The sequence below is a fragment of the Amycolatopsis sp. NPDC006131 genome (assembly GCF_040614175.1).
GTDB classification, from domain to species: Bacteria; Actinomycetota; Actinomycetes; order Mycobacteriales; family Pseudonocardiaceae; genus Amycolatopsis_E; species Amycolatopsis_E tucumanensis.
In genome coordinates, this window is sequence record NZ_JBEXTX010000110.1 from 1 (window position 1) to 25381 (window position 25381).

Here is a 25381-nt window from a genome sequence, read left to right on the forward strand (position 1 = left end):
GCCAGGGCCGCAAGCTTTGTGTTCTCGGCTGCCGGACCCAGCGAGGGTTGCGGCCCTGGCTCAAGGTGATCGTTGCGTGTCAGGCGACGGGATGACCACCCAGCTCGGGTTTGGTTCAAAGATGGCGCTATGCGCCTGTTTTCCACAGGTGTGCGTAGTGGCCGTTGGCCGCCAACAACTCCTCGTGGGTGCCTTGCTCCACGATCCTTCCGTGATCCAGCACCACGATCCGGTCGGCGCGAGAAGCCGTCGCCAGGCGGTGGGCCACCACGAAAGTCGTGCGGCGCTTGGCCACTGTTTCCGTTGCGGCGAGGACCGTGGCTTCCGCGGACGGGTCCAGTGCGGCCGTCGCCTCGTCGAGTAGCAGCACGTCGGGGTCCACCAGTTCCGCGCGGGCCAGTGCGACCAGTTGCCGCTGCCCCGCGGACAACGAACGGCCCCGTTCGCCCACCGGCTGGTGGAAGCCCTGCGGCAGGGCGGCGATCGCGTCCACCGCGCCGACCGCGCGCACCGCGGCTTCGACCTCCGCGTCCGACGCGGACGGGTTGCCGTACCGGACGTTGTCGGCCACGGTGCCGGAGAACAGGTGCGCCTCCTGCGGCACGACGCCCATCCGGCGGTGCAGCCCGGCCAGGTCGTAGTCGCGCACGTCGACGCCGTCGATGCTCACCTTGCCGCTCGTCGCGTCGTAGAACCGCGCCGCCAGTTTGACCACTGTGGACTTCCCGGCGCCGGTCGCGCCGACCAGGGCGACCGTCTCACCCGGCGACACCTTCAGCGAAACATCGGTCAGGGCGAGGGATTCCGTGCCTGTGTACGAAAAGTCGACCGCGTCGAAGGCGACCTCGCCGCGCAGGCGCTCGGGCACCGGCACCGGGTCCGCGGGCGGCGGCACCGACGTCGGCGTCCGCAGCAGGTCGCCGATCCGGTGCAGGCCGACCTTCGCCTGCTGGTAGGCGTCGAACACCGACGACAACTGCTGGATCGGCGAGAAGAACAGGTTCAGGTACAGCAGGAACGCCAGCAGCACACCGACCGCCAGGGTGCCGTCCGCGACCCGGTTCGCGCCCGCCACCAGCACGATCGCCTCGGCGACCCCGGAAAGCAGTGTCACGAACGGGAAGTACGTCGCCACATACCGCTGGGCCCGCAGCCGCGACCGCCGGTACGCGTCGCTCCGAGACGCGAAGTCCTCGGCCGACCGCTCCTCCCGGCTGTACGCCTGCGCGACCCGCAGACCGCTCACGTTCTCCTGCATGTCGGCGTTCACGGCGCTGACCTTTTCCCGCGCCTCGGTGTACGCCGCACTGGACAGGCGACGGAAGATGATCGTCGCGATCACCAGCACCGGCACCACCGACAACGCGTACAACGCCAGCGACACGTCGGTGATCAGCAGCGCCCCGGTGATCCCGACCAGCGTCAGCGCGCTGATCACCGCCTGCGCGACACCGGTCTGCAGGAACGTCGACAACGCGTCCACGTCGGTCGTCATCCGCGTCATGATCTTGCCGGACAGCTCGCGCTCGTAGTAGTCGAGCCCGAGCCGCTGCAGGTGCGCGTAGCTGCGCACGCGCAGCGAGTACAGCACCGTCTCACCGGCCCGCGCGGTGATCCGCGTCTGCGCCGCGATCACGAACCAGTCCATCGCGATGATGAACGCGCCGATCCCGGCGCACAGCCACACCACCCACGGCAGGCCGGGACGCACGCCGTGGTCGACGCCCTGCTGGTACAGCGCGGGCAACGCGATCGACGCCGCGGCGTCGAGCCCGACCAGCAGCACCGCGGCGATCAGCAGTCCGCGCACCGGACGCAGCGCCGAACCCAGCCGGAACCCGGGATCGGGCGCGGTGACCGAATCCGGGGCCAGCGCGGGCTTGTCCTTGGCGGGCGGCAGCTTGCGCACGCCCTCCAGCAGTTCGGCCGTCGGCGGTGCGTTGAGCGCGCTGCTCGCGCCCATGCCCCCGCTGCCCGGCATCGGCGCCGGCGCGTTCCGCTGCTGCGCCGCCTCGGCCAGCTCGTCGACCGCGTCCCGCTCGCCGGTCTCCGGCCAGAGTGCCGGCGTGGTCCCGGTTTCCGGGCTCGCCACGCAGTCACGCTTGTGCACGTTCTCCACGCCCTCGCCGGGCCCGGCGATCAGCTCGCGGAACAGCTCGCAGCGCTCCGCCAGCTCGTCGTACGTGCCGACGTCCACCACCCGGCCGGCGTCGAGCACCGCGATCCGGTCGGCCAGCGACAAGGTCGACTTGCGGTGCGCGATCAGCAACGTCGTGCGCGTCGCGGTGACCGAGCGCAGCGTCTCGTAGATCGCCGCCTCGGTGACCGTGTCCACCGCGGACGTCGCGTCGTCCAGGATCAGCACCCGCGGATCGGTCAGCAGCGCCCGCGCCAGGCCCAGCCGCTGCCGCTGACCGCCCGACAGCGTCAGGCCGCGTTCACCGACCTGGGTGGCGTAGCCGTCCGGCAGCTCGGAGATGAACTCGTGTGCCTCGGCCGCCTTCGCCGCGGCTATCACTTCCTCGTCGCTGGCGTCCGGGCGGCCGTAGGCGATGTTGTCGCGGATGGACGTGGAGAACAGGAACGCCTCCTCGAACACCACGCCGATCGCCTGGCGCAGCTCCGCCAGCTTCACGTCCCGCACGTCGCAGCCGCCCAGCCGCACACTGCCCGAGTGCGGGTCGTAGAAGCGGGGCAACAGCAACGAGATCGTCGACTTGCCGGAACCCGCGGTGCCGACCAGCGCCAGCGTCTCGCCGGGTTCCGCACGCAGGCTCAGCCCGTCCAGCACCGGTTCCGAGCGCGTGTAGCCGAAGCGCACGCCGTCCAGCTCGATGCCGAGCGGGCCGTCCGGCAGCGGCTTCGGCTCGGCCGGATCGGTGACCTCCGGCTGGGCGTCCACCAGCTCGTACACGCGTTCCGCGCCGGCACGGGTCAGCTGGGCCTGCACCACCAGCGCCGACATCATGCGGGCAGGCCCGATCAGGCCGGACACGTAGCTGGCGAACGCGAGGAACGTGCCGAGGGTGACCTGCCCGTTGAGCGCCAGGATGCCGCCGAAGGCCAGCACCGCGACCTGCCCGGCCGCGGGCAGCGCCGACGTCGTCGCCGTGGGCACCGCGGCCAGCCGCGCCGCCCGCAGCCGCTCGGCGAACAGCCGCCGCGCGGTCCTCTCCAGCCGCGCGACCTCCCTGGCCTCCTGCCCGAAACCCTTCACGACCCGGACGCCGGTGACGGTCTCCTCGACGTGCTGCGCCACGTCCGCCGCCCGCTGCTGCGCCGACCAGGTGGCCGGGAACAGGCGCTTGCGCGCCATGCCCGCGACGATCGCGACCGCGGGCACCACGATCAAGGCGATCACCGTCAGGCCGGGCGACATCCACAGCATCGCGGCGACCGAGAACACCGCGAACACGACCGAGCCCGCCGACAGCGGCACCACGAACAACAGCGACACGACGAGCTGCAGATCGGTGATCGCCCGCGACACCACCTGGCCGGTGCGCAGCGAATCCTGCTTGCCACCGTCCAGCCGGGACACCGAGTCGAACACCCGCTGGCGCAGGTCGTGCTGCACGTCCAGCGCGAGCCGCCCGCCCAGGTAGCGGCGGACGAACGCGGTGCCGAACATGAGCAGCTGCACGCCGATCAGCCCCGCGACCAGCAGGCCGAGCCGCCCGGTCTGCGACGCCACCGCGTCGTCCACGGCGACCTTCACCAGCAGCGGGCTCGCGGCCTGCAGGCCGACGCTGAACACCGCCGCGGCGAGCGACGAGACGACCAGGACCGGATGGCGCCAGCAGGCCGCGGCCAGCCGGCGGATCCATCCGGTCCCGGGATTTTCGACAGTGCGTGGTGGTGCGACAGTCACCACGCCAGGTTATGCGCGTGTGCGCCTAGGTGATGTCGCGGCGCTGGTTGGAGGCCCAGCCGCCGACGAAGAACACCAGCGTCCAGGCCAGGAACACCAGCGCGGCGGCCCACCACGAGATCAGGCCCGGCGCACCGGCCGAGAGCTGCAGGCCCAGCTTGTCCCAGTGCTCGACGCCACCAGGCAGGTTGATCGAGTCGATGCCGAACGCCTCCGCGGCGACACCGCCGACGATGCCGTTCGCGGTGCTGTTCGGCAGGATCGCGCCCAGCACGTCGGTGGTGTTCCACATCGCGATGACCAGCACGTTCTCCACGATCAGGAAGTACCCGATCAGCAGGATCACGGCCAGCACGACCTTGTTCAGCACCGCGCCGAACCCGATGCCGAACAACGTCACCAGGATGTAGGCGAGCACGGTGGCGCCGAAAGCCGCGAGCCACTGACCGCCGGTGGGCAGCCGGTCGCCGTCCACGGTGATGGCCGTCGCCAGCGCCGAGACCGCGAAGCTGAGCAGACCGTACAGCGCGCCCCACAGGATGTAGGTGATCATCTTCGCGGTCAGCGCGGACACCCGGTTCGGCGCCGTCAGGAACGTCGTGGTGATCGTCTTGCTGTTGTACTCGCCGGCCAGCGCGAACACGCCGAAGATCGCGGGGACCAGCTGCGCGATGTTCACGCCGTGCGCGATGCTCAGCAACCCGACCGGCAGCGCGTCGGCGGACACCCCGGCCTGCTCGGCGATGATCCGCGCGGTGCCGGAGCCGATCCAGTCGGCGAAGTCGTTGGTGATCTTGCCCCACGCGAACGACATCCAGAACGCGACCAGCACCAGCGGGATGATCAGGATCCACCAGGTGTTGAGGCTGAGCGTCTTGCGGAACTCCGCCTTGATCAACCGGCCCATCAGCCCTGTCCTCCCCAGCCGCCGTGCCCCTGCTGCGGCGGTGCTTGCTGGTACTGCTGCTGCGGTGGGTATCCCGGTGGCGGCGGGCCGCCCCAGCCGCCCTGCTGCGGCGGCTGGCCGTACGGCTGCTGCGGCGCTCCCGCATACTGCGGGCTGGTCAGCTGGAAGAACAGCTTCTCCAGGTCCGCCCGCTCCTCCTCGATCCCGTACACCGCGATCCCGGACTTCGCGACCAGGTCGCCGATCTGCTGGCGGGTCGCGCCGACCACCGCGACGCGCCCGTCCGGCGTCGGCTCCACCTGCGTGAAGCCGGCTTCCTGAAGCGCTTTCACGAGAGCGTTCGCGTCCGCCGCTTGCACCAGCACCCGCGACTGCTGGCTGCTGCGCAGCTGGTCCAGCGGGCCGTAGTAGCGCGTGACGCCGTGGCTGATGATGACGACCTGGTCGATCGTCTGCTCCACCTCGGACAGCAGGTGGCTCGACACCAGCACGGTGCGGCCTTCGCGGGCGTAGGCGCGCAGGAAGTTGCGCAGCCACACGATGCCCTCCGGGTCGAGGCCGTTCGCCGGCTCGTCCAGCACCAGCACCTGCGGGTTGCCGAGCAGCGCGGTCGCCAGCGCCAGCCGCTGCCGCATGCCGAGCGAGAACCCGCCCGCGCGGCGGTCCGCGGCGCCGGAGAGCCCGACGAGGCCCAGCACCTCCTCGACGCGGTTGTCCGGCGCGCCGATCGCCGCGGCGTACACCTTCAGGTGGTTCCGCGCGGTGCGCTTGGGGTGGAAGCCCTCGTTCTCCAGCACCGCGCCGACGACCTGCGCCGGGTTGCCCAGCTGCTGGTACGGGCGGCCGTTGATGGTGGCGACACCCGCCGACGGCGTGACCAGTCCGAGCAACATGCGCAGCGTGGTGGTCTTTCCGGCGCCGTTCGGGCCGAGGAAGCCGGTGACCGAGCCGGGACGGACCTCGAAGCTCAGGTTCTGCACCGCGGCGACCGGCCCGAAGTGTTTGCTCAGGTTCTGCACGAATATCCGGCCGCTGCCGTCGTGTTGCATGCGCGCCCCTCCCGGCCCGGTGAACTTGATCGCGGGCACATAGTGCCCTACTCGTGTCCGGTTCAACCCGTCCGGGTGCCGCGTGTCGGGGAGGGTGCGCACAAAGGGGCGGCCCGCTCAACCAGCCTGGGGGTCACTGGGAGCGGGCCGCCACGTACAAGCTTAGGTGGTATCCCCGGACTTCGCTTACGCGGGGGCCCATGTTGGTCTGAAAAGTTCTTCACACGTTCGGTGGTGGGGTGGGCGGTCCCTGACGCGGGACCGCCCACCGGGGTCAGGCGAGGACGTCGGCCAGCGGCGTGTGCGACAGGTCGTGTGCCTGTGCGACGGGCCCGTTGACCAGCGCGCCGTCATGCGCGTTGAGGCCGAGCGACAGCGGGCCGTTGGCGCGCAGCGCGGCCTGCCAGCCGTGGTCGGCCAACTGGACGGCGTAGGGGAGTGTGACGTTGGTCAGCGCGTACGTGCTGGTGCGCGGAACCGCGCCGGGCATGTTCGCCACGCAGTAGAAGACGGACTCGTGCACGGTGTAGGTCGGGTCGTCGTGCGTCGTCGGGTGCGAGTCGGCGAAGCACCCGCCCTGGTCGATCGCGATGTCCACGAGCACGCTGCCCGGCTTCATGCGCGCGACCAGGTCGGTGGAGACGAGCTTGGGCGCCCGCGCGCCGGGCACCAGCACCGCGCCGATCACCAGGTCGGCCTCCAGCACGGCCTGCTCGACGGCGAAGGCGTTCGAGGTGACGGTGCGGATGCGGCCGGCGAAGTCGTGGTCGATCTGGCGCAGGCGGTCCACGTTGGTGTCCAGGATCTCGACGTCCGAGCCGAGGCCGAGCGCGATCCGCGCCGCGTTGAGGCCGGCGACGCCGCCGCCGATGACGACCACCCGCGCCGGGTGCACGCCGGGCACGCCGCCCGGCAGCACGCCGCGGCCGCCGCTGGGCTTCATGAGGGAGTGGGCGCCGACCTGCGGGGCGAGCCGCCCGGCGACCTCGGACATCGGCGCCAGCAGCGGCAGCGCGCCGCTGGGCTGCTGCACGGTCTCGTACGCGATGGCGGTCGTGCCCGCGTCCAGGAGGGCCTGCGTGAGCGGGCGGTCCGCGGCGAGGTGCAGGTAGGTGAACAGCACCTGGTCGCGGCGCAGCCGGGGGTACTCCTCGGCGACCGGCTCCTTGACCTTGAGGACCATCTCGCCCTCCGCCCAGACGTCGTCGGCGGTGGCGAGGATCTTCGCGCCCGCGGAGACGTACTCGTCGTCGCTGATGGCGGACCCGATGCCGGCGCCGGCCTCGATGAAGACCTCGTGACCCCGCGCTGTCAGTTCGTGCACCCCGGCCGGGGTCACGGCGACGCGGTACTCGTGCTTCTTGACCTCGCGGGGGACGGCGATGCGCACTGCTTCCTCCTGCATCCGTGGACGTGGTGCTGACCACGGTGAACCACCCGGATGGCGGTGTCATCGTGCCTCGCCGACAATTCTCCGCCGCTCGGGTGGTGCCCGCAGGACAAGGTCTTGACCTCCACCTTGGTCGAGATCGCAGGATGATCTTCATGAGAGCGGTGTGGTTGAGGGAGTTCGGCGGGCCCGAGGTGCTCGTCGCCGGTGAGGCGCCGGATCCGGTGCCCGGTCCCGGGCAGGTGCTCGTCGGTGTGACGTTCGCCAACACGACCTTCGTGGAGACGCAGTTCCGGGCGGGTCGGCCCGGGCCGTTCCGCGCGGAGCCGCCGGTGATCCCGGGCAACGGGGTCGGCGGGGTGGTGCTTTCCGGGCCGGCGGAGCTGGTGGGCGCGCGGGTGGTGACGAGCCTGAACGGGTCGGGCGGGTACGCCGAGCGGGTCGTGGTGGACGCGGCGGCGCCGTTCCGCGTGCCGGACGGCTTGGCGTTGGACGACGCGGTGGCGTTGCTGGCCGACGGCCGGACCGCGACGGCGCTGATCCGCGCCGCGGGCGTGTCGGCGGGGGAGCGGGTGCTGGTGGAGGCCGCCGCGGGTGGCGTGGGCAGCCTGCTGGTGCAGCTGGCGCGCAACGCGGGCGCGACGGTGGTCGCGGCGGCAGGCGGCTCGCGGAAGACGGCGGTGGCCCGGGACCTCGGGGCGGATCTGGTGGTCGACTACACGCAGCCGGACTGGGCCGCCGGGGTCGGCCCGGTGGACGTGGTGTTCGACGGCGTGGGCGGCGCGATCGGGGCGGCCGCGTTCGGTCTGGTGCAGCGCGGCGGGCGGCACTTCAGCTACGGCCTGGCGAGCGGCGCGTGGACGGAGGTGTCCGAGGAGGAGGCCGCCGCGCGCGGCGTGGTGTTGCACCGGGGCCCGCTGGGCAGCCCGGCCGACCTGCGGGCCGCCACCGAGTGGGTCTTGGCCGAAGCCGCCGCCGGCCGGGTGAAACCGCTTGTGGGACAACGCTTCCCGCTGGACCGGGCCGCCGACGCGCACCGGGCGATCGAAAACCGCGCGACGATCGGCAAGACGCTGCTGGAGGTGTGACCCTCAGGCGGGGCGGGCGTCGGCGGTGTCCCCGACCGCCACCACCCCGGCGCGCGTCACGCGCATGATCACGCCGAACTTGTTGGCGTGCCGGTCGATCAGGTGGGTCTGCAACTCCGGCCACCGCTCCCGGCCGGAGGGCTCCCAGCTAGGCACGGCGCAGCGGATGCACGGTCCGGCGTGGTCACCGGTCACCTCCAGCGACACCTCGCCCACGTCGAGCGTCGTCCCGGTGGTCCAGTCCTCCTCGGCGAAGGCGGGGGCGTCGGTGGTCAGGTGGATGTTCGGGCGGAAGCGGTGGAGTTCGACGGGCTTGCCGAGCTCCGCCGCGAGCGCTGCCAGCGACGCCTCGAACGTGACCAGCACGGTGGGGCCGCGGTCCTGCTGCCCGTCCGCCGCGCGCAGCTCCACCGGCATCCCGAACGACCCGGCGAGCGCGTCCGCCAGGCCGGGCTCGTCCCAGGACCAGGACCGGCCGTCCGGCGCGCGCAGCATCGGGGGCTTCGGCGGGTCGATCACCTCGGCGCCGTACTCCGCGCCCCAGGTGAGCATCGGCGGGTTCTGGCGCACCGTCAGCACCTTCCCGCGGCGCTTCTCCCGCCCGTCGACCAGCGCGTGCGCCCGGTCGCCCGCCATGCCCCGCCCGTCGAAGCGCGCGGCGCGGACCTCCTCGCCCCGCAACGACTTCACCGGCCAGCGGTGCAGCCCGGCAACCGACCCCTCGAACACGGAAACCCTCCTACGACCAGCGCACGGCGACCAGCTGGACCAGCAATGCTAACCGGACGTCCGGGTCGTCCAGGTCGAGCGGGACGAGTTCGAGCACGCGCCGCATGCGGTACCGGAACGTGTTGGGGTGGATCCGCAACGCCTGCGCCGCCGAGCGCGGGTCCCCGGGGTGCCGCAGCCACTCGTACAGCGTGTCGACGTAGCCCGTGCCGTTGATCCGGTCGTACTCGCGGAGTTGTTCGAGCGGCCCGAGTTCGGCGACGCCCGCCGCGGCCGCCGCCGAAGCCGTGCGGTGCAACGCGAGCGCGGTCCACAGGCCGTCGAAGCTGCCCGACGGCCCCTCGATCACGCCGGCGCGCAGCAGGCTCAGCGTCTCCTCCGCCTCGGCGCGTGATCGCGGCAGCTCGCCGATCTTGACCGCGCTGCCCGCCGCGACCCGTGGCGCGCCGCGGGACGGGTCGGCCAGCGACGGCCAGTCCGCGCCGTCCGGCACGACCGTGTAGAGCAGCCCGCCGAGTTCCGTCGCGATCGGACGGCGCCCGATGCCCAGCGACATCCGTTCCATCAAGGCGAGCCGCAGGCCTTCGTCGTCGCCGGGGGTGTCGACGACGACCACCCGGTGCGGTTCGTCGGTCAGCTCCAGCTCGGCGATCGCGGCGCGCGGACCGGCTTTTCCCTCCAGGACGGCACGCAGCAGTTCGGCCGACGCGCGCCGCTGGGCGTCGGCGTGGGCCCGGCGGCGGAGGAGGTGCAGCGCGACGACCGGCGCGGTGTCGGCGAACGCGGCGGCGCGCTCGTCGGACACCGGCCCGCGCACCACCGCCCACATCGAGCCGAGCAGTTCGCCGCCCATCCGGATGGGCACGATGAGCCGCGGCAGCGTGCCGTCCCGTTGCGCCGGCACGAAAATCGTCTGCCTGCCGCGGGACAGTTCGCGGAACACGCCGCGGGAGCGGAACTTCGCGAGGACGTCGTCGGGAATTCGGCGGCCCATGATGGTGGACACGCGCGCCGGGTCGGTGATGTCCTGCCGCGCCGAGTAGGCGAGCACGCGGGAATTGGTGTCCTCGATCGTCACCGGAGCGTCGACGACCGCCGCGACCGCGTCCGCGAGCCGGAACAGGTCCGCCGAGGCGGGATCCCCCTCCAGCGACTCGGGTTCCTCCGCGGCGGCGTCCAGCACGGTGCGCAGCAACCACACCAGCTGGGCCCACGCGGTAGCCGCGCGAACTTCGATGAGGGCGACGCCTGCCGCCTTCGCCGCCCGCCGGACCGGCGGTTTCCGCGCGACCGGTGGCTTGAGCAGCACCGCGGCGGCGCCGGCCGCCGCGCTGTGCCGGATGAGCTCGACCCCGGCGGCCGGGTCGTTGATGGCGACGCCGAGGACCAGGTCGCCCGCCGCGAGCTGGGCGGGCGCCCCCGGCTCGGCGATCACCACGTCCGCGACCGCGGGGCAGGGGTCGGGCAGCTGGACCGCGTGCAGCAACGTCGGCCCCACCCGGTCGACCACGCTGCGGACGGACACCATTTCCGCAGGATACGGCTCGACGGCGGGCGAGTGGCGGCGCGAGTGGCTCCCGCGCCGCCACTCACGGCTACCTGCTCAGCACCCGGGCCAGCACGTCCCACAACGTGGCGGCCGGGTCGGCGGCGGCGCCGGGGCTCCGCCACGCCACGATCCCGTCCGGCCGCACCAGGCTGGCGCCGCCGTCGCCCAACCCGAACCGCGCGCGGAACACGCCCGTGGGGTCGTCGAAATCGGTGCCGCACTCCCGGTACTCCAACGCGATGCCCGTCTCCGCGCGCACCTCCGCGACCGCGTCGCGCCAGCCGCCGGTGCCGAAGACGACCCAGCCGTGGCCGAGGAAGTCCCAGGTGGAGCCGGTCGCGGTGGGCACGTGCGGCGCGCGGAACCCGGGACGGCCGGACGGCTCCACCGGGTTCTCCAGCAGGTCGTCGTCCTCGGCCAGCACCGCGCCCGACCGGTAGCGGAATCCCAGCGTGAGCGCCATCTGGTCGACCGGCGGGGCCACCCCGGTCAGGTCGAGGTCCGGCACCATCCGCTCCTTCGCGTTGTGCAGCGAAGTGCTGACCACCATTTCCGCGATCGGCTTGCGCTCGGCTTCGTAGCTGTCCAGCAGCCCCGGTCCGGCGTCGCCGCGGAGCACCGTCGCCAGCTTCCACGCGATGTCGTGCCCGTCGCCGACCGCGGTGTTCCCGCCCATGCCGCCGGTCGGCGGCGTGACCTTCGCGGCGTCGCCGACCAGGAACACCCGGCCCGCGGCGAACCGGTCGGCGACCCGCGCCGCCATCTCCCACGCGCCCGTCCACTGGATCTTCGGCTCCAGGTCCGGCAGATCGGTCGCCACCCGGATCAGGTGGACCAGCCGCTCCTCGGGGAAGTCGTCGGCCGTCTCACCGGGCCCGATGTCGACCGCGCACACGTACCGGCCGGGCACGTCGGTGTTGACCAGCGCGCCGGTGAACTCCGGGTGCTGCAGGTAGAACAGGTCGGTCACGCCGGGCAGCAGCCGGTCGCCGAGATCGGCGTCGAACACCACCCCGATCGACTGCGCGATCGCGCCGAGCCCGGAGGTCCCGATCCCGAGCGCCTCCCGGATCCGGCTCCGCCCGCCGTCCGCGGCCACCAGGTACGACGCGCGCACGGTCGTCTCCGAACCGGCCCGGGAGCGCAGCACCGCGGTCACCCCGTCGTCGTCCTGCGTGAACGACACCAGTTCCGTCGAAAACCGCACGTCCGCGCCCGCCTCGCGCGCCCGCTCCAGCAGGATCGGCTCGACCACGTCCTGCCCGGCCATGCCCCACGGCGCCGCGGTCGCCGCGCTCAGGTCGATCTCCCCGAGGTCCTCGACGATCCGGTGGAACACCGGTCCGCTCAGGCTCGCGGCGACGGTGATCCGCAGCCCCTGCGAGGCCCGCTCGCTGACGCCGAGCACCTTCCGGTCGATCCCGGCGAACCGGTACAGCTCCATCGTCCGCGGCGTCTGCCCGGACGCCCGCGGGTGCAGCGACGTGCCCGGGTGCCGTTCCACCGTCAGCACGTTCACTCCGCCGAGCGCCAGGAACACGCTCGCGGACAGGCCACCCAGCCCGGCCCCCACGACCAGGACGTCGACTCGTTCCATGGTTCCTCCTCACTGTGGAAATCCCGTTCGCCAAGTATCTTAGAAACTAAGAGATTAAGCAAGCGAGAAAAATCCACAGCGTGGGATCCGGTTGGGCACGTTGATCCGATCTGGCTAACTTCGAAGGCGGCGCCTTCCGCTGAACAGCCCACGCACCAAGGAGAACGACGATGACCGAGTCGCAGGCCTGGTCCTTCGAGACCAAGCAGATCCACGCCGGCGCGAGCCCCGACCCGGCCACGGGCGCCCGCGCGACCCCGATCTACCAGACGACGTCGTACGTCTTCCGGGACAGCCAGCACGGTGCCGACCTGTTCAGCCTCGCCGAGCCCGGCAACATCTACACCCGCATCATGAACCCGACCCAGGACGTGCTCGAGCAGCGCCTCGCCGCGCTCGAAGGCGGTGTGGCCGCCCTGGCCTTCGCGTCCGGTTCCGCGGCCACCACGGCGGCGATCCTGAACGTCGCCAACGCCGGCGACCACATCGTGTCCGGCGCGAAGCTGTACGGCGGCACCTACAACCTCTTCCGCTACACCCTGCCGAAGCTGGGTGTGGAGGTGTCGTTCGTCGAGCAGCAGGACGACCCGGAGCAGTGGCGGGCCGCCGTCCGCCCGAACACCAAGGCGTTCTTCGGCGAGACGCTCGCCAACCCGGGCAGCGACGTCCTGGACATCCGGACGATCGCCGACCTGGCGCACGAGGTGGGCGTGCCGCTGATCGTGGACAACACCATCCCGACGCCGTACCTGCTGCGCCCGATCGAGCACGGTGCGGACGTCGTCGTCCACTCGGCCACGAAGTACCTCGGCGGCCACGGCACCACGGTCGCGGGCGTCCTGGTCGACGGCGGCACCTTCGACTTCGGCGCGCACGGCGACCGCTTCCCCGGCTTCACCGAGCCGGACCCCAGCTACCACGGCCTCAAGTACTGGGAGGCCCTCGGCCCCGGCGCGTACGCGGCGAAGGCCCGCGTCCAGCTGCTGCGCGACACCGGCGCGGCGATCGCTCCGCTCAACAGCTTCCTGATCCTGCAGGGCATCGAGACGCTGTCGCTGCGCGTCGAGCGGCACGTCAGCAACGCGAAGGCGCTGGCCGAGTGGCTGGAGCAGCGCGACGAGGTCGAGCGCGTCTACTACGCGAGCCTGCCGTCGAGCCCGCACTACCGCCTGGCGCAGAAGTACCTGCCGCAGGGCGCCGGTGCGGTGCTGTCGTTCGAGCTGCGCGGCGGCGTGGAGGCCGGGCGGAAGTTCGTCGACGGCACCGAGCTGCACAGCCAGCTGGTTAACATCGGTGACGTGCGCAGCCTCATCGTCCACCCCGCCAGCACCACCCACAGCCAGCTCGGCCCGGAGGAGCAGCTCGCCAGCGGCGTCACGCCGGGCCTGGTGCGGCTCGCCGTGGGGCTGGAGGGCCTGGAGGACCTCAAGGCCGACCTCGAGGCCGGGTTCCGGGCGGCGAAGGCGGCCCTGTGACGCAACCGTCCACTGTGGATCTGCCGCCTGCGACGGGTGCGTGGCGGGAGGGGGATCCACCGGGACGGCGGCAGTGGGCCGCCGGCGGACAGCTGCGGCTGGACGCCGGTGGCTCGCTGCCGGAGTACCGGATCGCGTACGAGACGTGGGGCACGCTGAACTCCGACGGCTCCAACGCGGTCCTGATCGAGCACGCCCTCACCGGCGACAGCCACGCCGCCGGTGAGGCCGGGCCGGGGCACCCCACGCCGGGCTGGTGGGACGGCCTGATCGGGCCCGGCCGCGCGCTGGACACCGACGAGCTGTTCGTCGTGGTGCCCAACGTGCTCGGTGGCTGCCAGGGTTCGACCGGCCCGTCGTCGCCGGATCCGGACGGCCGGACGTGGGGGAGCCGGTTCCCGCGGATCACGATCCGCGACCAGGTCCGGGCCGAGTCCGTGGTGGCCGACCAGCTGGGTGTCGAGCGGTGGGCCGCGGTGCTCGGCGGGTCGATGGGCGGCATGCGGGCGCTGGAGTGGGCGGCGACGTTCCCGTCCCGGGTCGCGGCGTTGCTGGTGCTGGCCGCGCCCGCGGCGTCCTCGGCCGACCAGATCGCGTGGGCCGCGCCGCAGCTGCACGCGATCACGTCGGACCCGGGCTGGCGCGGCGGCGACTACCACGACGCGCCGCCGGGTGGGGGCCCGCACCGCGGGCTGGGCGTCGCGCGGCGGATCGCACACGTGACCTACCGCAGCTCACTGGAGCTGGACCAGCGGTTCGGCCGGTCGCCGCAGGGCGAGGAGGACCCGTTCGACGACGGCCGCTACGCCGTGGAGTCCTACCTCGACCACCACGCGGACAAGCTGGTGCGCCGCTTCGACGCGGCCTCCTACGTGTGGCTGACGCGGTCGATGAACACGCACGACGTGGGCCGCGACCGCGGTGGCGTCGGCGCGGCGCTGGCCGGCGTGACCGCGCGCAGCGTGATCGCGGGGGTCGATTCCGACCGCCTCTACCCGATGCGGCAGGCTCACGAGCTGGCGGCGGGAATCCCGGGCGCGGGCGAGGCCGCGGAGATCACCTCGCCGTACGGGCACGACTCGTTCCTGATCGAAGTCGCGCAAGTGTCGGCGCTGGTGAAGGCGCTGCTGCACTGACTCCGGTCCGGTCGCGCCGGAACTCGCTCGGGTTGACGCCCCGGACCCGTTTGAACGCCGCGCTGAACCCGAACGGGTCGGCGTAGCCGACGGAGCGCGCGATTTCGCCGATGGTCGCGGCTTCCTGCGCCACCAGCCGGTCCGCGGCGAGCGTCATGCGCCAGCGGGTCAGGTAGGTCAGCGGCGGTTCACCCACCAGGTCGGCGAACCGCTTGGCCAGGGTCGACCGCGACACGCCGGTGCGCTCCGCCAGCGCGGCGACCGTCCACGGCGCCGCCGGCTCGGCGTGCAGCAGGCGCAGCGCGCGGCCAACCACCGGGTCGCGCTGGGCGGCCCACCACGCCGGGGGCTCGCCGCCGGGCCGGTCGAACCACTCGCGCAGCGTGCAGACCAGCAGCCAGTCCAGCAGCCGGTCGAGCACGACCTGCTGACCCGGCGCGTCGATCGCGACCTCGGCGGCGAGGTGGTCCAGCACGGGGTCGGAGGTGTCCGCGGTGTCGCCCACGCGCACGACGACGGGCAGCGCGTCCAGCAACCGGCGGCTGATCTCGCCGCGCACCGGGTAGGCGCCGACGATCAGCGTCGTCGCGCCGTCGCCGTGGTCGTGCCACCCGAGCCGGTACCGCGTCCCGCCCTGCTCGGGCCTCGCGCAGAACTCGCCGCACGCGACCGGCTCGGCCCGGGTGCCCGGCTCGTCGACGAAGGTGAAGGTCCCTGGGCCGCGCACGATGATCGTCTCGCGGGCGCGCAGCCGCTCGGGCCCGTGGTGTTCCGGCACGATCCAGCCCTCCCCGGTGAGCACCGTGCACAGGGTCAGCGGCGCGCCGTCCACGAAGTGCAGGTGCCAAGGCGGGGACAGGGTCGTGCTGCCGAACAGCGAGCCGTGGGCGCGCACCCCGCGGATCAGATCACTGAACACGTCCACATCGACCAGGTTAGACGATCACACAGGTGATCCGGCCTTTCAGCCATGTGCTCGTCCGAGCCCGCGGTGTTCAATCGGGATCATGAGCGACAGCCCACTGACCCCCGACGACCTCGAGTTCCTCCGCCGTCCCCTGCACGGGTTCCTGACCGTGGCGGCGGGCCCGGTCCCGCCGCAGCCGCGGCCGGTGTGGTTCGAGGCCGCCGACGACGGCACGATCCAGCTGTTCTCCCTGCCGGACTCGCCCAAGATGCGGCAGCTGCGCCGCGATCCGCGCGCCTCGATCGTCGTCGCCGCGCCGGTCGGTGAACGCGAGCGCTGGGTGTCGGTCGCCGGCCGGGTCACGGTGGAACCGGACGGCGCGCACGAGCTGAGCCGCCGCCTGGCCGCCCGCTACTGGGACCTCGACGACCCGACCCGCGCCGCTCAGCTCGCCGAGATCGTGGCCGGGGAACTGGTGCGCATCGTCATCCACCCGGAGACCGTGGGCCGCTACCACTACTGACGCCGGGTCGCTGCCGGTCCCGCGCGGCGATCAGCCCGCTCCCGCCAAAGGCGCATCGTTCCGGTCAGGTCAGCGCCTCGGAGATCCACTCGGTGACCGGCAGGTCCCGCTCCAGGCACTCGGCCGACAGCCGCACCGTCCAGCGCAGCGCCTGCAGCGTCAGGCTGTCCACCTCTTCGCGGTTGGCGCTCGCCAGGGCGATCTCCACCTGTTCCGCGGCGGCTTCTGCGTTGCCGTGCACTTCCGCGAGCAGCGTGCGGACCGCGGTGCGCACCGGCGGGTCGGCCTGGTCGATCGACACCTCTTCCCCGGTCTCGTCGAACACCTGCACCTTGACCGGGGCGCTGCCGCCGTCGCCGAGCGTGGTCACCATCGTGCTGCACTCCTCGAACAGGAGCAGCATCAGCTCGCGCGTCTCGTCCCGGCTCGACGGGGCCACCTCGTCGAGCGCGTCGTCGTCTCGGCCGAGCTGCATCGCGACGAGGGCGCGCTGCGCCCGCGAGATCAGCTCCTGCCGGTCCTGGGTCACGGGATCTATCAAAGCCGGGGAAAGGCGTTCAATGGTAGTGGGAAAAACGAGTGACGCGATGATCACGCGGCGGACTGGAGCGCGCCGAGGGCGAGGCGCCGCAGCAGGACGGCCAGTTCGTCGTCGTCCAGATGGCGGTTGTACGGCGTGGAGTTGATCAACCCGAACACGGCGTGTGCCGCCGAGCGCGCCTGACGTTCCCCCACTCCGGGGACGGCATCGCGAATGACCTTCACCCATATCTCTACGTAACGACGCTGCAGGGCCCGCACCTGCTTGCGGTCGGCGTCGGTGAGGTTCGCGAGGTTGCGTTCCTGCACCGTGATCAGCGACGGGTGGGTGAGCGCGAAGTCGACGTGGAACTCCACCAGCTCCGCCAGCGCCTGCTGCGGGTCGGCGGTCGCGTCGACGCGTGCCGTGCCGCCGTCGAGCAGGTAGTGGCTGATCGAGTTCAGCATCTCCCCGAGCATCGCGTCCTTGCTGCGGAAGTGCCGGTACAGGGCGGGGCCGGAGATGCCGACGGCCGCGCCGATGTCGTCGATGCCGACGCCGTGGAAGCCGTGCCGGGCGAACAGCTCCGCGGCCGCGCTCAGGATCTCCTCGCGGCGGGTGGCCTTCTCGCCGGTGACCAGCGGTGTGGGACTCGTCGACACGTGAACATCTTATCGAGTCAGGTTAGCGAGCGCTAACGTCCGCCTCCTGTCACCTGTTGGTAGCCGAAAAGCCTACTAAAAGGGGCTCCCTTGTGGGCATTGCACCTGGTAATCGTTCAGTGAGTTGATTACTCACGAAGGGTGGTCCCCGCTGTGCTGAAAAGGCTTGCTACCACCGTCGTCGCGGCCGTCGCCGCGCTCGGCCTGACCTCCGGGGTGGCCAACGCGGCCACCCTCGACTACGTCGCGCTCGGCGACTCCTACTCCTCCGGGGTCGGCGCCGGCAACTACCTGGACTCGTCCAGCTGCAAGCGCAGCTCGAACGCCTACCCGGTGCTCTACGCCGGGCAGACGTCGGCTTCGCTGAACTTCCAGGCGTGTTCCGGCGCGAAGACCTCGGACGTGCTGAACAACCAGGTGAGCGCGTTGTCCGGGGAGACCGACCTGGTGACGATCAGCGTCGGCGGCAACGACGCCGGGTTCGCGGGTGTCATGCAGGACTGCATCCTCGGCGGGGACTCGGGCTGCAAGACCGCGATCGACAACGCGAAGGCGTTCGTCAACGGCACGCTGCCGGGGCTGCTGGAGAAGACCTACGGCGAGATCTCCTCCCGCGCCCCGGAGGCGACGGTGGTCGTGCTGGGCTACCCGCACTTCTACAAGATCGGCGGGTCCTGCGCGGTCGGGCTGTCCGACACCTCGCGCGGCTACATCAACAGCGGGGCCGACGCGCTGGACTCGGTGATCCAGAAGGAGGCCTCGGAGGCGGGATTCGCCTTCGCGGACGTGCGCCCGGCTTTCACCGGGCACGAGATCTGCTCCGGGTCGGCGTGGCTGCACAGCGTGACGTACCCGATCGACGAGTCCTACCACCCGACGGCGACCGGGCAGGCGCAGGGCTACTACCCGTCGCTGGTGGCGGCGCTGGGCTGACGTTTTCCGGGGGGCGGCCGCGGTGCGGCCGCCCCCTTTCGTGTGGTCAACCGTGCAGCGTCGGCCGGTAGATCAGCTCCTGGATGTGCCCGTCGAGCGTCCGGTGCTCGATGAGCTCCAGGTCGTAGTCGGCCCCGCCGGCGAAGATCGGGTCCAGCCCCGTCTTGGCGGTGATCACCGGGAAGAGCGTCACGTGCAGGCGGTCGACCAGGCCGGCGGCCATCAGTGACCGGTTCAGCGACAGGCTGCCGTGTGAGCGCAGCGGCGCCTCCGACTCCTCCTTGAGCCGCCTGATGACGTCGACGGCGTCACCGCTCACCACGGTCGCGTCCGGCCAGTCGAGCGGTTCCCGCAGCGTGGACGACACGATGGTCGCCGGCAGGTTCCGCATCCGGGTCACCCACGGGTCGCGGACGTCGGAATCCTCGGTGCTCTCGGCCAACATCTGCGTGAACGCCCGGTACGTGTTCGCGCCGAAGACGATCCGCGGCTCCTCGTCGTACAGGGCGAGACGGCGTTCGAGCAGCTCGGGACCCTGTTTGCCCCAGTAGCCGGTCCAGTCGCCACCGGCCGCGCCGAAGCCGTCGAGGCTGGTGAAGACGTCGAATGTGTAGGTCGCGGTCATGGTGTCCTCCTCGTCTCTCACTGCCTCGTCGGACGAGCTCACCACGATTCGACACCCTCGTGTGCCCGAATCTGGACATCGCACGTTAGTAGTGGTTAACATCGACCCTGACGTTAACGACTACTAACCACGTCCGGCGTCGGATGAGGAGGGTCATGGACTTCCCGGTGCTCGGCACCTCCGCGGACCCGCGAAGCGAGCAGTACGCCCGGAACGCGACCGCGCACGCGGAGCTGGTCGAGGATCTGCGCAAGCGCCTGGCGGCCGCCCGAACGGGTGGCCCCGAGAAGGCGCGTGCCCGGCATGTGGAACGCGGCAAGCTCCTGCCGCGGGACCGCGTGGACGCGCTGCTCGACCCGGGCTCGCCGTTCCTGGAGCTGTCGCCCCTGGCCGCCAACGGGCTGTACGACGACGAGGCCCCCGCCGCCGGCATCATCACCGGCATCGGGCGCGTCTCGGGCCGCGAGTGCGTCATCGTCGCCAACGACGCGACCGTCAAGGGCGGCACCTACTACCCGATGACGGTCAAGAAGCACCTGCGCGCGCAGGAAGTCGCCCTGCACAACAACCTGCCGTGCATCTACCTGGTCGACTCGGGTGGCGCGTTCCTGCCCAAGCAGGACGATGTCTTCCCGGACCGGGAGCACTTCGGCCGCATCTTCTACAACCAGGCGACCATGTCCGCGCGCGGCATCCCGCAGATCGCGGCCGTCCTCGGCTCCTGCACCGCCGGTGGCGCGTACGTCCCGGCGATGAGCGACGAGGCCGTCATCGTCCGCAACCAGGGCACGATCTTCCTCGGCGGCCCGCCGCTGGTGAAGGCCGCGACCGGCGAGGTCGTCACCGCCGAGGAGCTGGGCGGCGGGGACGTGCACGCCCGCCAGTCCGGCGTCACCGACCACCTCGCCAACGACGACGCGCACGCCCTGTCGATCGTCCGCAACATCGTCGCCACGCTCGGCCCGCGCAGCCCGCGCCCGTGGGAGGTCCGCCAGGTCGAGGCGCCCGCGGTCGACCCGGAGCAGCTCTACGGCGTCGTGCCCACCGACTCGCGCACCCCGTACGACGTGCGTGAGGTCATCGCACGCATCGTCGACGGGAGCCGCTTCAACGAGTTCAAGAAGGAGTACGGCGCCACCCTGGTCACCGGTTTCGCGCACATCCACGGCCACCCGGTCGGGATCGTCGCGAACAACGGCGTCCTGTTCGCCGAGTCGGCCATGAAGGGCGCGCACTTCATCGAGCTGTGCGACAAGCGCTCGATCCCGCTCGTCTTCCTGCAGAACATCAGCGGGTTCATGGTGGGCCGTGAATACGAGGCCGGCGGCATCGCCAAGCACGGCGCGAAGATGGTCACCGCCGTGGCGTGCGCCCGGGTGCCGAAGCTGACCGTGATCATCGGCGGCTCCTTCGGCGCGGGCAACTACTCCATGTGCGGGCGGGCGTACTCGCCCCGCTTCCTGTGGATGTGGCCGAACGCCCGGATCTCCGTGATGGGCGGTGAGCAGGCCGCGTCGGTGCTGGCGACCGTGCGCCGCGACTCGATCGAGAGCCGCGGCGGCGAGTGGCCCGCCGAGGAGGAAGAGGCGTTCAAGGAGCCCATCCGCCGCCAGTACGAGGAGCAGGGCAGCCCCTACTACTCGACCGCGCGGCTGTGGGACGACGGCGTGATCGACCCGGCGGACACCCGCACGGTGCTCGGGCTCGCGTTGTCGGTCGCGGCGAACGCGCCGCTGGAACCCGTCAGCTACGGCGTCTTCCGGATGTGAGGGGCATGTTCGACACAGTCCTCATCGCCAACCGCGGCGAGATCGCGGTTCGCGTCATCAGCACCCTGCGGCGCCTGGGCATCCGCTCGGTCGCGGTCTACAGCGACGCCGACGCCGACGCGCGGCACGTGCACGAGGCCGACACCGCGATCCGCATCGGGCCTGCCGAGGCGACCCGCAGTTACCTGTCCATTCCGGACATCGTGCGCGCCGCCGTGGATTCCGGAGCGCAGGCCGTCCACCCCGGTTACGGGTTCCTCGCGGAGAACGCCGAGTTCGCCGCCGAGTGCGAGAAGGCCGGGCTGGTCTTCATCGGGCCGCCGGTGAGCGCGATCGACGCCATGGGCGACAAGATCCGGGCCAAGGCGACGGTTTCCGCCGCCGGTGTGCCCGTGGTGCCCGGGCTGTCCGATGTGGACGACTTCGTGAAGGCGGCCGACGAGGTCGGGTACCCGTTGCTGCTCAAGCCCTCCGCGGGCGGCGGCGGCAAGGGCATGCGGCTGGTCACCGAGCCCGGTGAGCTCGCGGCCGCGGTCGAGTCCGCGCAGCGCGAGGCCCGCTCGGCCTTCGGGGACGACCGGCTGCTGCTGGAGCGGTTCGTCACCACGCCGCGGCACATCGAGATCCAGGTGCTCGCCGACACCCACGGCACGGTCCTGCACCTGGGTGAACGCGAGTGCAGCCTGCAGCGGCGGCACCAGAAGATCGTCGAGGAGGCGCCGTCGGTGCTGCTCGACGAGGAGACCCGGGCCCGGATGGGCGCCGCCGCCGTCGAAGCCGCCCGCTCGGTCGGGTACGTCGGCGCGGGCACGGTCGAGTTCATCGTCTCCGCGCGCAAGCCGGACGAGTTCTTCTTCATGGAGATGAACACCCGGCTGCAGGTCGAGCACCCCGTGACGGAGATGGTGACCGGACTCGACCTCGTCGAATTGCAGGTGCGGGTCGCCGCGGGTGAGCCGCTTTCCCTGACGCAGGACGACATCCGGCTCAACGGGCACGCCGTCGAGGCCCGCGTCTACGCGGAGGACCCGGCGCGCGGGTTCGTCCCGACCGGCGGCACCGTGCTGGCGCTCGACGAGCCGAGCGGGCAGGGTGTCCGGGTCGACTCCTCGCTCACCGAGGGCTCGGTGGTCGGCTCGAACTACGACCCGATGCTGGCGAAGGTCATCGCGTGGGGCCCGGACCGGGCGTCCGCGCTGCACCGGCTGGACCGGGCGCTGGCCGGGACGTCCGTGCTGGGCGTCCCGACCAACGTGACGTTCCTGCGCGGCCTGCTCGCCGATCCGGACGTGCAGGCCGGGCGGCTGGACACCGGCCTCGTCGAGCGGCGGCTGGACGAGCTGGTCGAATCCGCGGTGCCGGCGGAGTTCTTCGTCGCCGCCGCGATGGACCGGCTGCTCGGGCTGGTGCCGGCGGACACCTCCGACCCGTGGGCGGTGCCCAGCGGGTGGCGGCTCGGCGGGCCGGGCGGCGTCACGTTCCGGCTGCGTGCCGGGGACGCCGAAGCGCTCGTCACGATCGAGGGTCCGCCGGACGCCGCACAGGTCACTGTGGACGGTGGCGAGCCGATTCCGGTGTCCGCGCGGCGCAACGGGAACCGGCTGGAGGTGCACTACGACGGCGAGTTCCGCCGGTACCTGCGGGCCGACGCGCCGCAGGACCGGGTGTGGCTCGGCCGGGACGGGCACGGCGTGGTGGTCGGCGAGCGGCCCAACCTGCTCGCCACGCACGGCGACGCGAGCGAGGCGGGCCCGGTGGTCAGCCCGATGCCCGGCACGGTGCTGGTGGTCAAGGTCGCGCAGGGCGACGTGGTGAGCGCGGGCGCGCCGCTGCTGGTCGTCGAGGCGATGAAGATGGAACACACGCTGGTCGCCCCGGTCGACGGCGTGGTCGAGGAACTCCGCGTCCAGGTGGGCCAGCAGGTGGCCCTCGACGAGACGCTCGCGGTGGTCAAGGAGCAGAAATGATCGACTTCCGGCTCGGTGAAGAGTACGAGGCGCTGCGCAAGAGCGTGCACGACTTCGCGCAGAAGGAGGTCGCGCCCGTCATCGGCGGCTTCTACGAGCGCGAGGAGTTCCCGTACGAGATCGTGCGGGGCATGGCGCGGATGGGCCTGTTCGGGCTGCCGTTCCCGGAGGAGTACGGCGGCATGGGCGGCGACTACTTCGCGCTGTGCCTGGCGCTGGAGGAACTCGCGCGGGTCGACTCGTCGGTGGCGATCACGCTCGAAGCCGGCGTGTCGCTCGGCGCGATGCCGTTGTTCCGCTTCGGTTCGCCGGAGCAGAAGGAGAAGTGGCTGCCGTCGCTGTGCTCCGGGGAGGCGCTGGGCGCGTTCGGGCTCACCGAGCCCGGCGGTGGTTCGGACGCGGGCGCGACCCGCACCACGGCGAAGCTGGACGGCGACGAGTGGGTGATCAACGGCAGCAAGTCGTTCATCACCAACTCCGGCACCGACATCACCCGGCTGGTCACCGTCACCGCGGTGACCGGGGAGAAGCCGGGCGGTGGCAAGGAGATCTCGGCGATCATCGTGCCGTCCGGCACGCCCGGGTTCACGGTGGCGCCGAAGTACTCGAAGGTCGGCTGGAACGCCTCGGACACCCACGAGTTGTCCTTCGACGACTGCCGGGTGCCCGCGGAGAACCTGCTCGGCGAGCGCGGCCGCGGGTACGCGCAGTTCCTGTCCATCCTGGACGAGGGCCGGGTCGCGATCGCCGCGCTGAGCGTCGGGCTGGCGCAGGGCTGTGTCGACGAGTGCCTGCGGTACGCGGGGGAGCGGGAGGCCTTCGGGCACCGCATCGGCGAGTACCAGGCGATCCAGTTCAAGATCGCGGACATGGAGGTGCGCGCGCACACCGCCCGGCTGGCCTACTACGCCGCGGCGTCGAAGATGCTGCGTGGTGAGCCGTTCAAGAAGGAGGCCTCGATCGCGAAGCTGGTCGCCTCGAACGCTGCGATGGACAACGCCCGCGACGCGACGCAGATCTTCGGCGGCTACGGGTTCATGAACGAGTTCCCGGTCGGACGGTTCTACCGGGACGCGAAGATCCTCGAGGTGGGTGAGGGCACGAGCGAGGTGCAGCGGATGCTCATCGCCCGTGAGCTGGGTCTTCGCTGAATCCGGTGAACTGAGGCAACCTGCCGCGCCCCCTGCGCGTGTACCGCCCGGACGGGCCGGGACGGCTGAGCAGGGGGCGCGGTGGACGAGGATTTCGCGGAGTTCGTGCGGGCGGCGTTGCCCGGGCTGCTCCGTTACGGTCACTTGCTGACCGGCAACCCCCATGACGCGGCCGACCTGGTGCAGATCGTCCTGGAGAAGATCGGCGTCCGGTGGGGGACGTTGCGCGGTGCGGAGAGCCCGCTGCCGTACGTGAAGCGCGCCATGGCGAACACGCACGTCAGCAGGTGGCGCAGCAGGCGGCGGGAGAGCCTGGTCGCCGACATCCCGGAACCGCCTCCCTACACCCCGCCCGACCGGCTCGAGAACGAGCCGTTGTGGCAGGCGCTCGCGGCCTTGCCGCCGCGGCAGCGGACCGTCGTCGTGCTCCGGTACTACGAGGGGCTGTCCGAAGCCGAGATCGCCGATGCGATGCGGATCAGCCCCGGGACGGTGAAGAGCCAGGCCAGCAAGGCGCTGGCCAGCCTGCGCGGGAAGCTGGGGAGCCTGGTGGGGGTGGGTGACGAGTGGTGAACCTCGAGGACGAACTGAGCCGGCTGTTCGAGGATGAGCGCCTCGACGTGCCCGTCCGGCCCGGCGCGGAGCTGCTGGTGGTGGCCGGCGCCCGGCGACGCAGGTACCGGCGCAACGCGGTGGTGGCGACCGGTGGGGCGCTGACGCTGGTCGCGGTGACCGCGGTGGGCATCGCCCTGGCCGGCGTGGGTGGCGGCCGGACCGACACACTGCCCGCGACGAACCTGCCGGTGACGACGATCGCGACGAGCGCCGGCCCGGAGTCGGGTTTGCCGCCGGTCCCGACCAGCTCCAGCGTGCCGCCGCCGCAGTCGTCGGCGGGGGTGACGAGCGTCCCGAGCATGACGGGTTCGCACAGCACCCCGCACAGCCCGTCGCGGAGTTCCAGCACGCCGACCGGATCGGCGCAACGCCCGGCGTCCACCGACCCGACGATCGGCCCCACCGGCTGGGGCAGGCTCGTGCTGGGCATGAGCGAGGCCGACGCGGTGGCCACCGACGAGTTCGACATGAGCGAGGGCTACTCGGGCAGCCCGTGCCACCGGTACTGGCTGCGCGGCGGCGGAAGCCCGGTCGACATATCACCCACCTACGGGGTGGCGCGCATCAGCGCGAAGCCCGGGGTGACCACACTGGAGGGAATCGGAGTCGGCTCGACGGACGCCGAAGTGATGGCGGCGTACCCCAACGCCACGACCGCCAACTACGTCATCACCGCACCAGTGCCAGGCAACCCGAAAGCGGTGTACGTGTTCAACACGGACCCATCGCAAAAGATCTTCGCACTCCGCCTGGAACTGACAACACACAACTGCTGACACCGCCACCAACAACCGCCGCCCGGCAACGAAAGCGAGCCGACCACCCCAACCAGACCTCCCCCGCCCCCGATCCACAGCCGATCTTTAGTCGCCGACCAGGCTTGTCAAGGCACGCTTTCCCGCCTTGACAAGCCTGCTC

General features: G+C 71.7%; 21 protein-coding genes. 10 read left to right on the top strand and 11 right to left on the bottom strand.

Annotation, left to right across the window (positions count from 1 at the left end; translation table 11 throughout):
- Positions 1–127: 127 nt before the first annotated feature.
- The 4 genes from ABZ215_RS35790 to ald all read right to left on the bottom strand — a co-directional run bounded on the left by ABZ215_RS35790 (position 128) and on the right by ald (position 7217).
- Positions 128–3874, bottom strand: a complete 3747-nt coding sequence (locus ABZ215_RS35790) for an ABC transporter ATP-binding protein (RefSeq protein ID WP_354954853.1) — start codon at positions 3872–3874, stop codon at positions 128–130.
- A gap of 22 nt (positions 3875–3896) precedes the next feature.
- Entirely contained in the window at positions 3897–4778 is an 882-nt protein-coding gene (locus tag ABZ215_RS35795; protein WP_354954855.1) for an ABC transporter permease, read from the bottom strand.
- Positions 4778–5827, bottom strand: a complete 1050-nt coding sequence (locus ABZ215_RS35800) for an ABC transporter ATP-binding protein (protein WP_027936222.1) — start codon at positions 5825–5827, stop codon at positions 4778–4780. The genes ABZ215_RS35795 and ABZ215_RS35800 overlap by 1 nt, the downstream gene beginning before the upstream one ends.
- Positions 5828–6101: 274 nt before the next feature.
- Positions 6102–7217 (bottom strand): alanine dehydrogenase, encoded by a 1116-nt coding sequence (ald, locus tag ABZ215_RS35805; protein WP_354954857.1) that lies wholly within the window; start codon positions 7215–7217, stop codon positions 6102–6104.
- Between the two features lie 155 nt (positions 7218–7372).
- Here ald and ABZ215_RS35810 point away from each other — a divergent pair, with 155 nt between their 5' ends.
- Positions 7373–8305, top strand: a complete 933-nt coding sequence (locus tag ABZ215_RS35810; RefSeq protein WP_354954859.1) for a zinc-binding dehydrogenase — start codon at positions 7373–7375, stop codon at positions 8303–8305.
- A 3-nt stretch (positions 8306–8308) separates the two neighbouring features.
- Here the strand turns inward: ABZ215_RS35810 and ABZ215_RS35815 are convergent, their stop codons facing one another.
- The 3 genes from ABZ215_RS35815 to rdmE all read right to left on the bottom strand — a co-directional run bounded on the left by ABZ215_RS35815 (position 8309) and on the right by rdmE (position 12180).
- Positions 8309–9034, bottom strand: coding sequence for an MOSC N-terminal beta barrel domain-containing protein (locus tag ABZ215_RS35815; RefSeq protein ID WP_354954861.1), 726 nt, complete (start codon positions 9032–9034; stop codon positions 8309–8311).
- A 10-nt stretch (positions 9035–9044) separates the two neighbouring features.
- Positions 9045–10562: a helix-turn-helix domain-containing protein gene (locus ABZ215_RS35820; protein WP_354954863.1), complete on the bottom strand. Its 1518-nt coding sequence runs from the start codon at positions 10560–10562 to the stop codon at positions 9045–9047.
- A gap of 67 nt (positions 10563–10629) precedes the next feature.
- The gene (gene rdmE, locus ABZ215_RS35825; protein WP_354954865.1) at positions 10630–12180 is read right to left on the bottom strand and encodes an aklavinone 12-hydroxylase RdmE; all 1551 of its coding nucleotides are present in this window, start codon (positions 12178–12180) and stop codon (positions 10630–10632) included.
- A gap of 170 nt (positions 12181–12350) precedes the next feature.
- Between rdmE and ABZ215_RS35830 the strand changes: the two genes are divergently transcribed.
- Together ABZ215_RS35830 and ABZ215_RS35835 are read left to right on the top strand one after the other, a co-directional pair.
- Complete coding sequence (locus ABZ215_RS35830; protein WP_354954867.1) at positions 12351–13655, top strand: bifunctional o-acetylhomoserine/o-acetylserine sulfhydrylase; 1305 nt, start codon at positions 12351–12353, stop codon at positions 13653–13655.
- Positions 13652–14791, top strand: a complete 1140-nt coding sequence (locus tag ABZ215_RS35835; protein ID WP_235716222.1) for a homoserine O-acetyltransferase — start codon at positions 13652–13654, stop codon at positions 14789–14791. The genes ABZ215_RS35830 and ABZ215_RS35835 overlap by 4 nt, the downstream gene beginning before the upstream one ends.
- On the opposite strand, the gene ABZ215_RS35840 is transcribed toward ABZ215_RS35835, so the two are convergent.
- The gene (locus tag ABZ215_RS35840) at positions 14712–15716 is read right to left on the bottom strand and encodes an AraC family transcriptional regulator (RefSeq protein WP_354954869.1); all 1005 of its coding nucleotides are present in this window, start codon (positions 15714–15716) and stop codon (positions 14712–14714) included. The genes ABZ215_RS35835 and ABZ215_RS35840 overlap by 80 nt on opposite strands.
- 82 nt (positions 15717–15798) lie before the next feature.
- On the opposite strand from ABZ215_RS35840, the gene ABZ215_RS35845 reads away from it, so the two are divergent.
- A complete protein-coding gene (locus tag ABZ215_RS35845) occupies positions 15799–16221 on the top strand; it encodes a pyridoxamine 5'-phosphate oxidase family protein (protein WP_354954871.1) in 423 nt (140 codons plus the stop codon).
- 64 nt (positions 16222–16285) lie between these two features.
- Here ABZ215_RS35845 and ABZ215_RS35850 read toward each other — a convergent pair whose 3' ends face one another.
- Positions 16286–16696 carry a hypothetical protein gene (locus ABZ215_RS35850; RefSeq protein ID WP_354954884.1) on the bottom strand — a complete coding sequence of 137 codons (411 nt, stop codon included), beginning with the start codon at positions 16694–16696 and terminating at the stop codon, positions 16286–16288.
- Between the two features lie 116 nt (positions 16697–16812).
- Positions 16813–17403 carry a TetR/AcrR family transcriptional regulator gene (locus ABZ215_RS35855; RefSeq protein WP_020420464.1) on the bottom strand — a complete coding sequence of 197 codons (591 nt, stop codon included), beginning with the start codon at positions 17401–17403 and terminating at the stop codon, positions 16813–16815.
- Between the two features lie 153 nt (positions 17404–17556).
- Between ABZ215_RS35855 and ABZ215_RS35860 the strand changes: the two genes are divergently transcribed.
- On the top strand, positions 17557–18336 hold the full coding sequence (locus tag ABZ215_RS35860) for an SGNH/GDSL hydrolase family protein (RefSeq protein ID WP_354954873.1): 780 nt from the start codon (positions 17557–17559) through the stop codon (positions 18334–18336).
- 46 nt (positions 18337–18382) lie between these two features.
- Here the strand turns inward: ABZ215_RS35860 and ABZ215_RS35865 are convergent, their stop codons facing one another.
- On the bottom strand, positions 18383–18961 hold the full coding sequence (locus ABZ215_RS35865; RefSeq protein ID WP_354954875.1) for a dihydrofolate reductase family protein: 579 nt from the start codon (positions 18959–18961) through the stop codon (positions 18383–18385).
- A gap of 155 nt (positions 18962–19116) precedes the next feature.
- On the opposite strand from ABZ215_RS35865, the gene ABZ215_RS35870 reads away from it, so the two are divergent.
- The 5 genes from ABZ215_RS35870 to ABZ215_RS35890 all read left to right on the top strand — a co-directional run bounded on the left by ABZ215_RS35870 (position 19117) and on the right by ABZ215_RS35890 (position 25239).
- Entirely contained in the window at positions 19117–20730 is a 1614-nt protein-coding gene (locus ABZ215_RS35870) for a carboxyl transferase domain-containing protein (RefSeq protein ID WP_354954877.1), read from the top strand.
- Between the two features lie 5 nt (positions 20731–20735).
- Positions 20736–22697 (top strand): acetyl/propionyl/methylcrotonyl-CoA carboxylase subunit alpha, encoded by a 1962-nt coding sequence (locus ABZ215_RS35875; RefSeq protein ID WP_354954879.1) that lies wholly within the window; start codon positions 20736–20738, stop codon positions 22695–22697.
- Positions 22694–23848, top strand: a complete 1155-nt coding sequence (locus ABZ215_RS35880) for an acyl-CoA dehydrogenase family protein (RefSeq protein WP_354954881.1) — start codon at positions 22694–22696, stop codon at positions 23846–23848. Before ABZ215_RS35875 ends, ABZ215_RS35880 begins: the two co-directional genes overlap by 4 nt.
- Positions 23849–23929: 81 nt before the next feature.
- Positions 23930–24421 (top strand): SigE family RNA polymerase sigma factor, encoded by a 492-nt coding sequence (locus ABZ215_RS35885; protein WP_020420459.1) that lies wholly within the window; start codon positions 23930–23932, stop codon positions 24419–24421.
- Complete coding sequence (locus tag ABZ215_RS35890) at positions 24418–25239, top strand: hypothetical protein (RefSeq protein ID WP_354954883.1); 822 nt, start codon at positions 24418–24420, stop codon at positions 25237–25239. The genes ABZ215_RS35885 and ABZ215_RS35890 overlap by 4 nt, the downstream gene beginning before the upstream one ends.
- Positions 25240–25381: the final 142 nt, after the last annotated feature.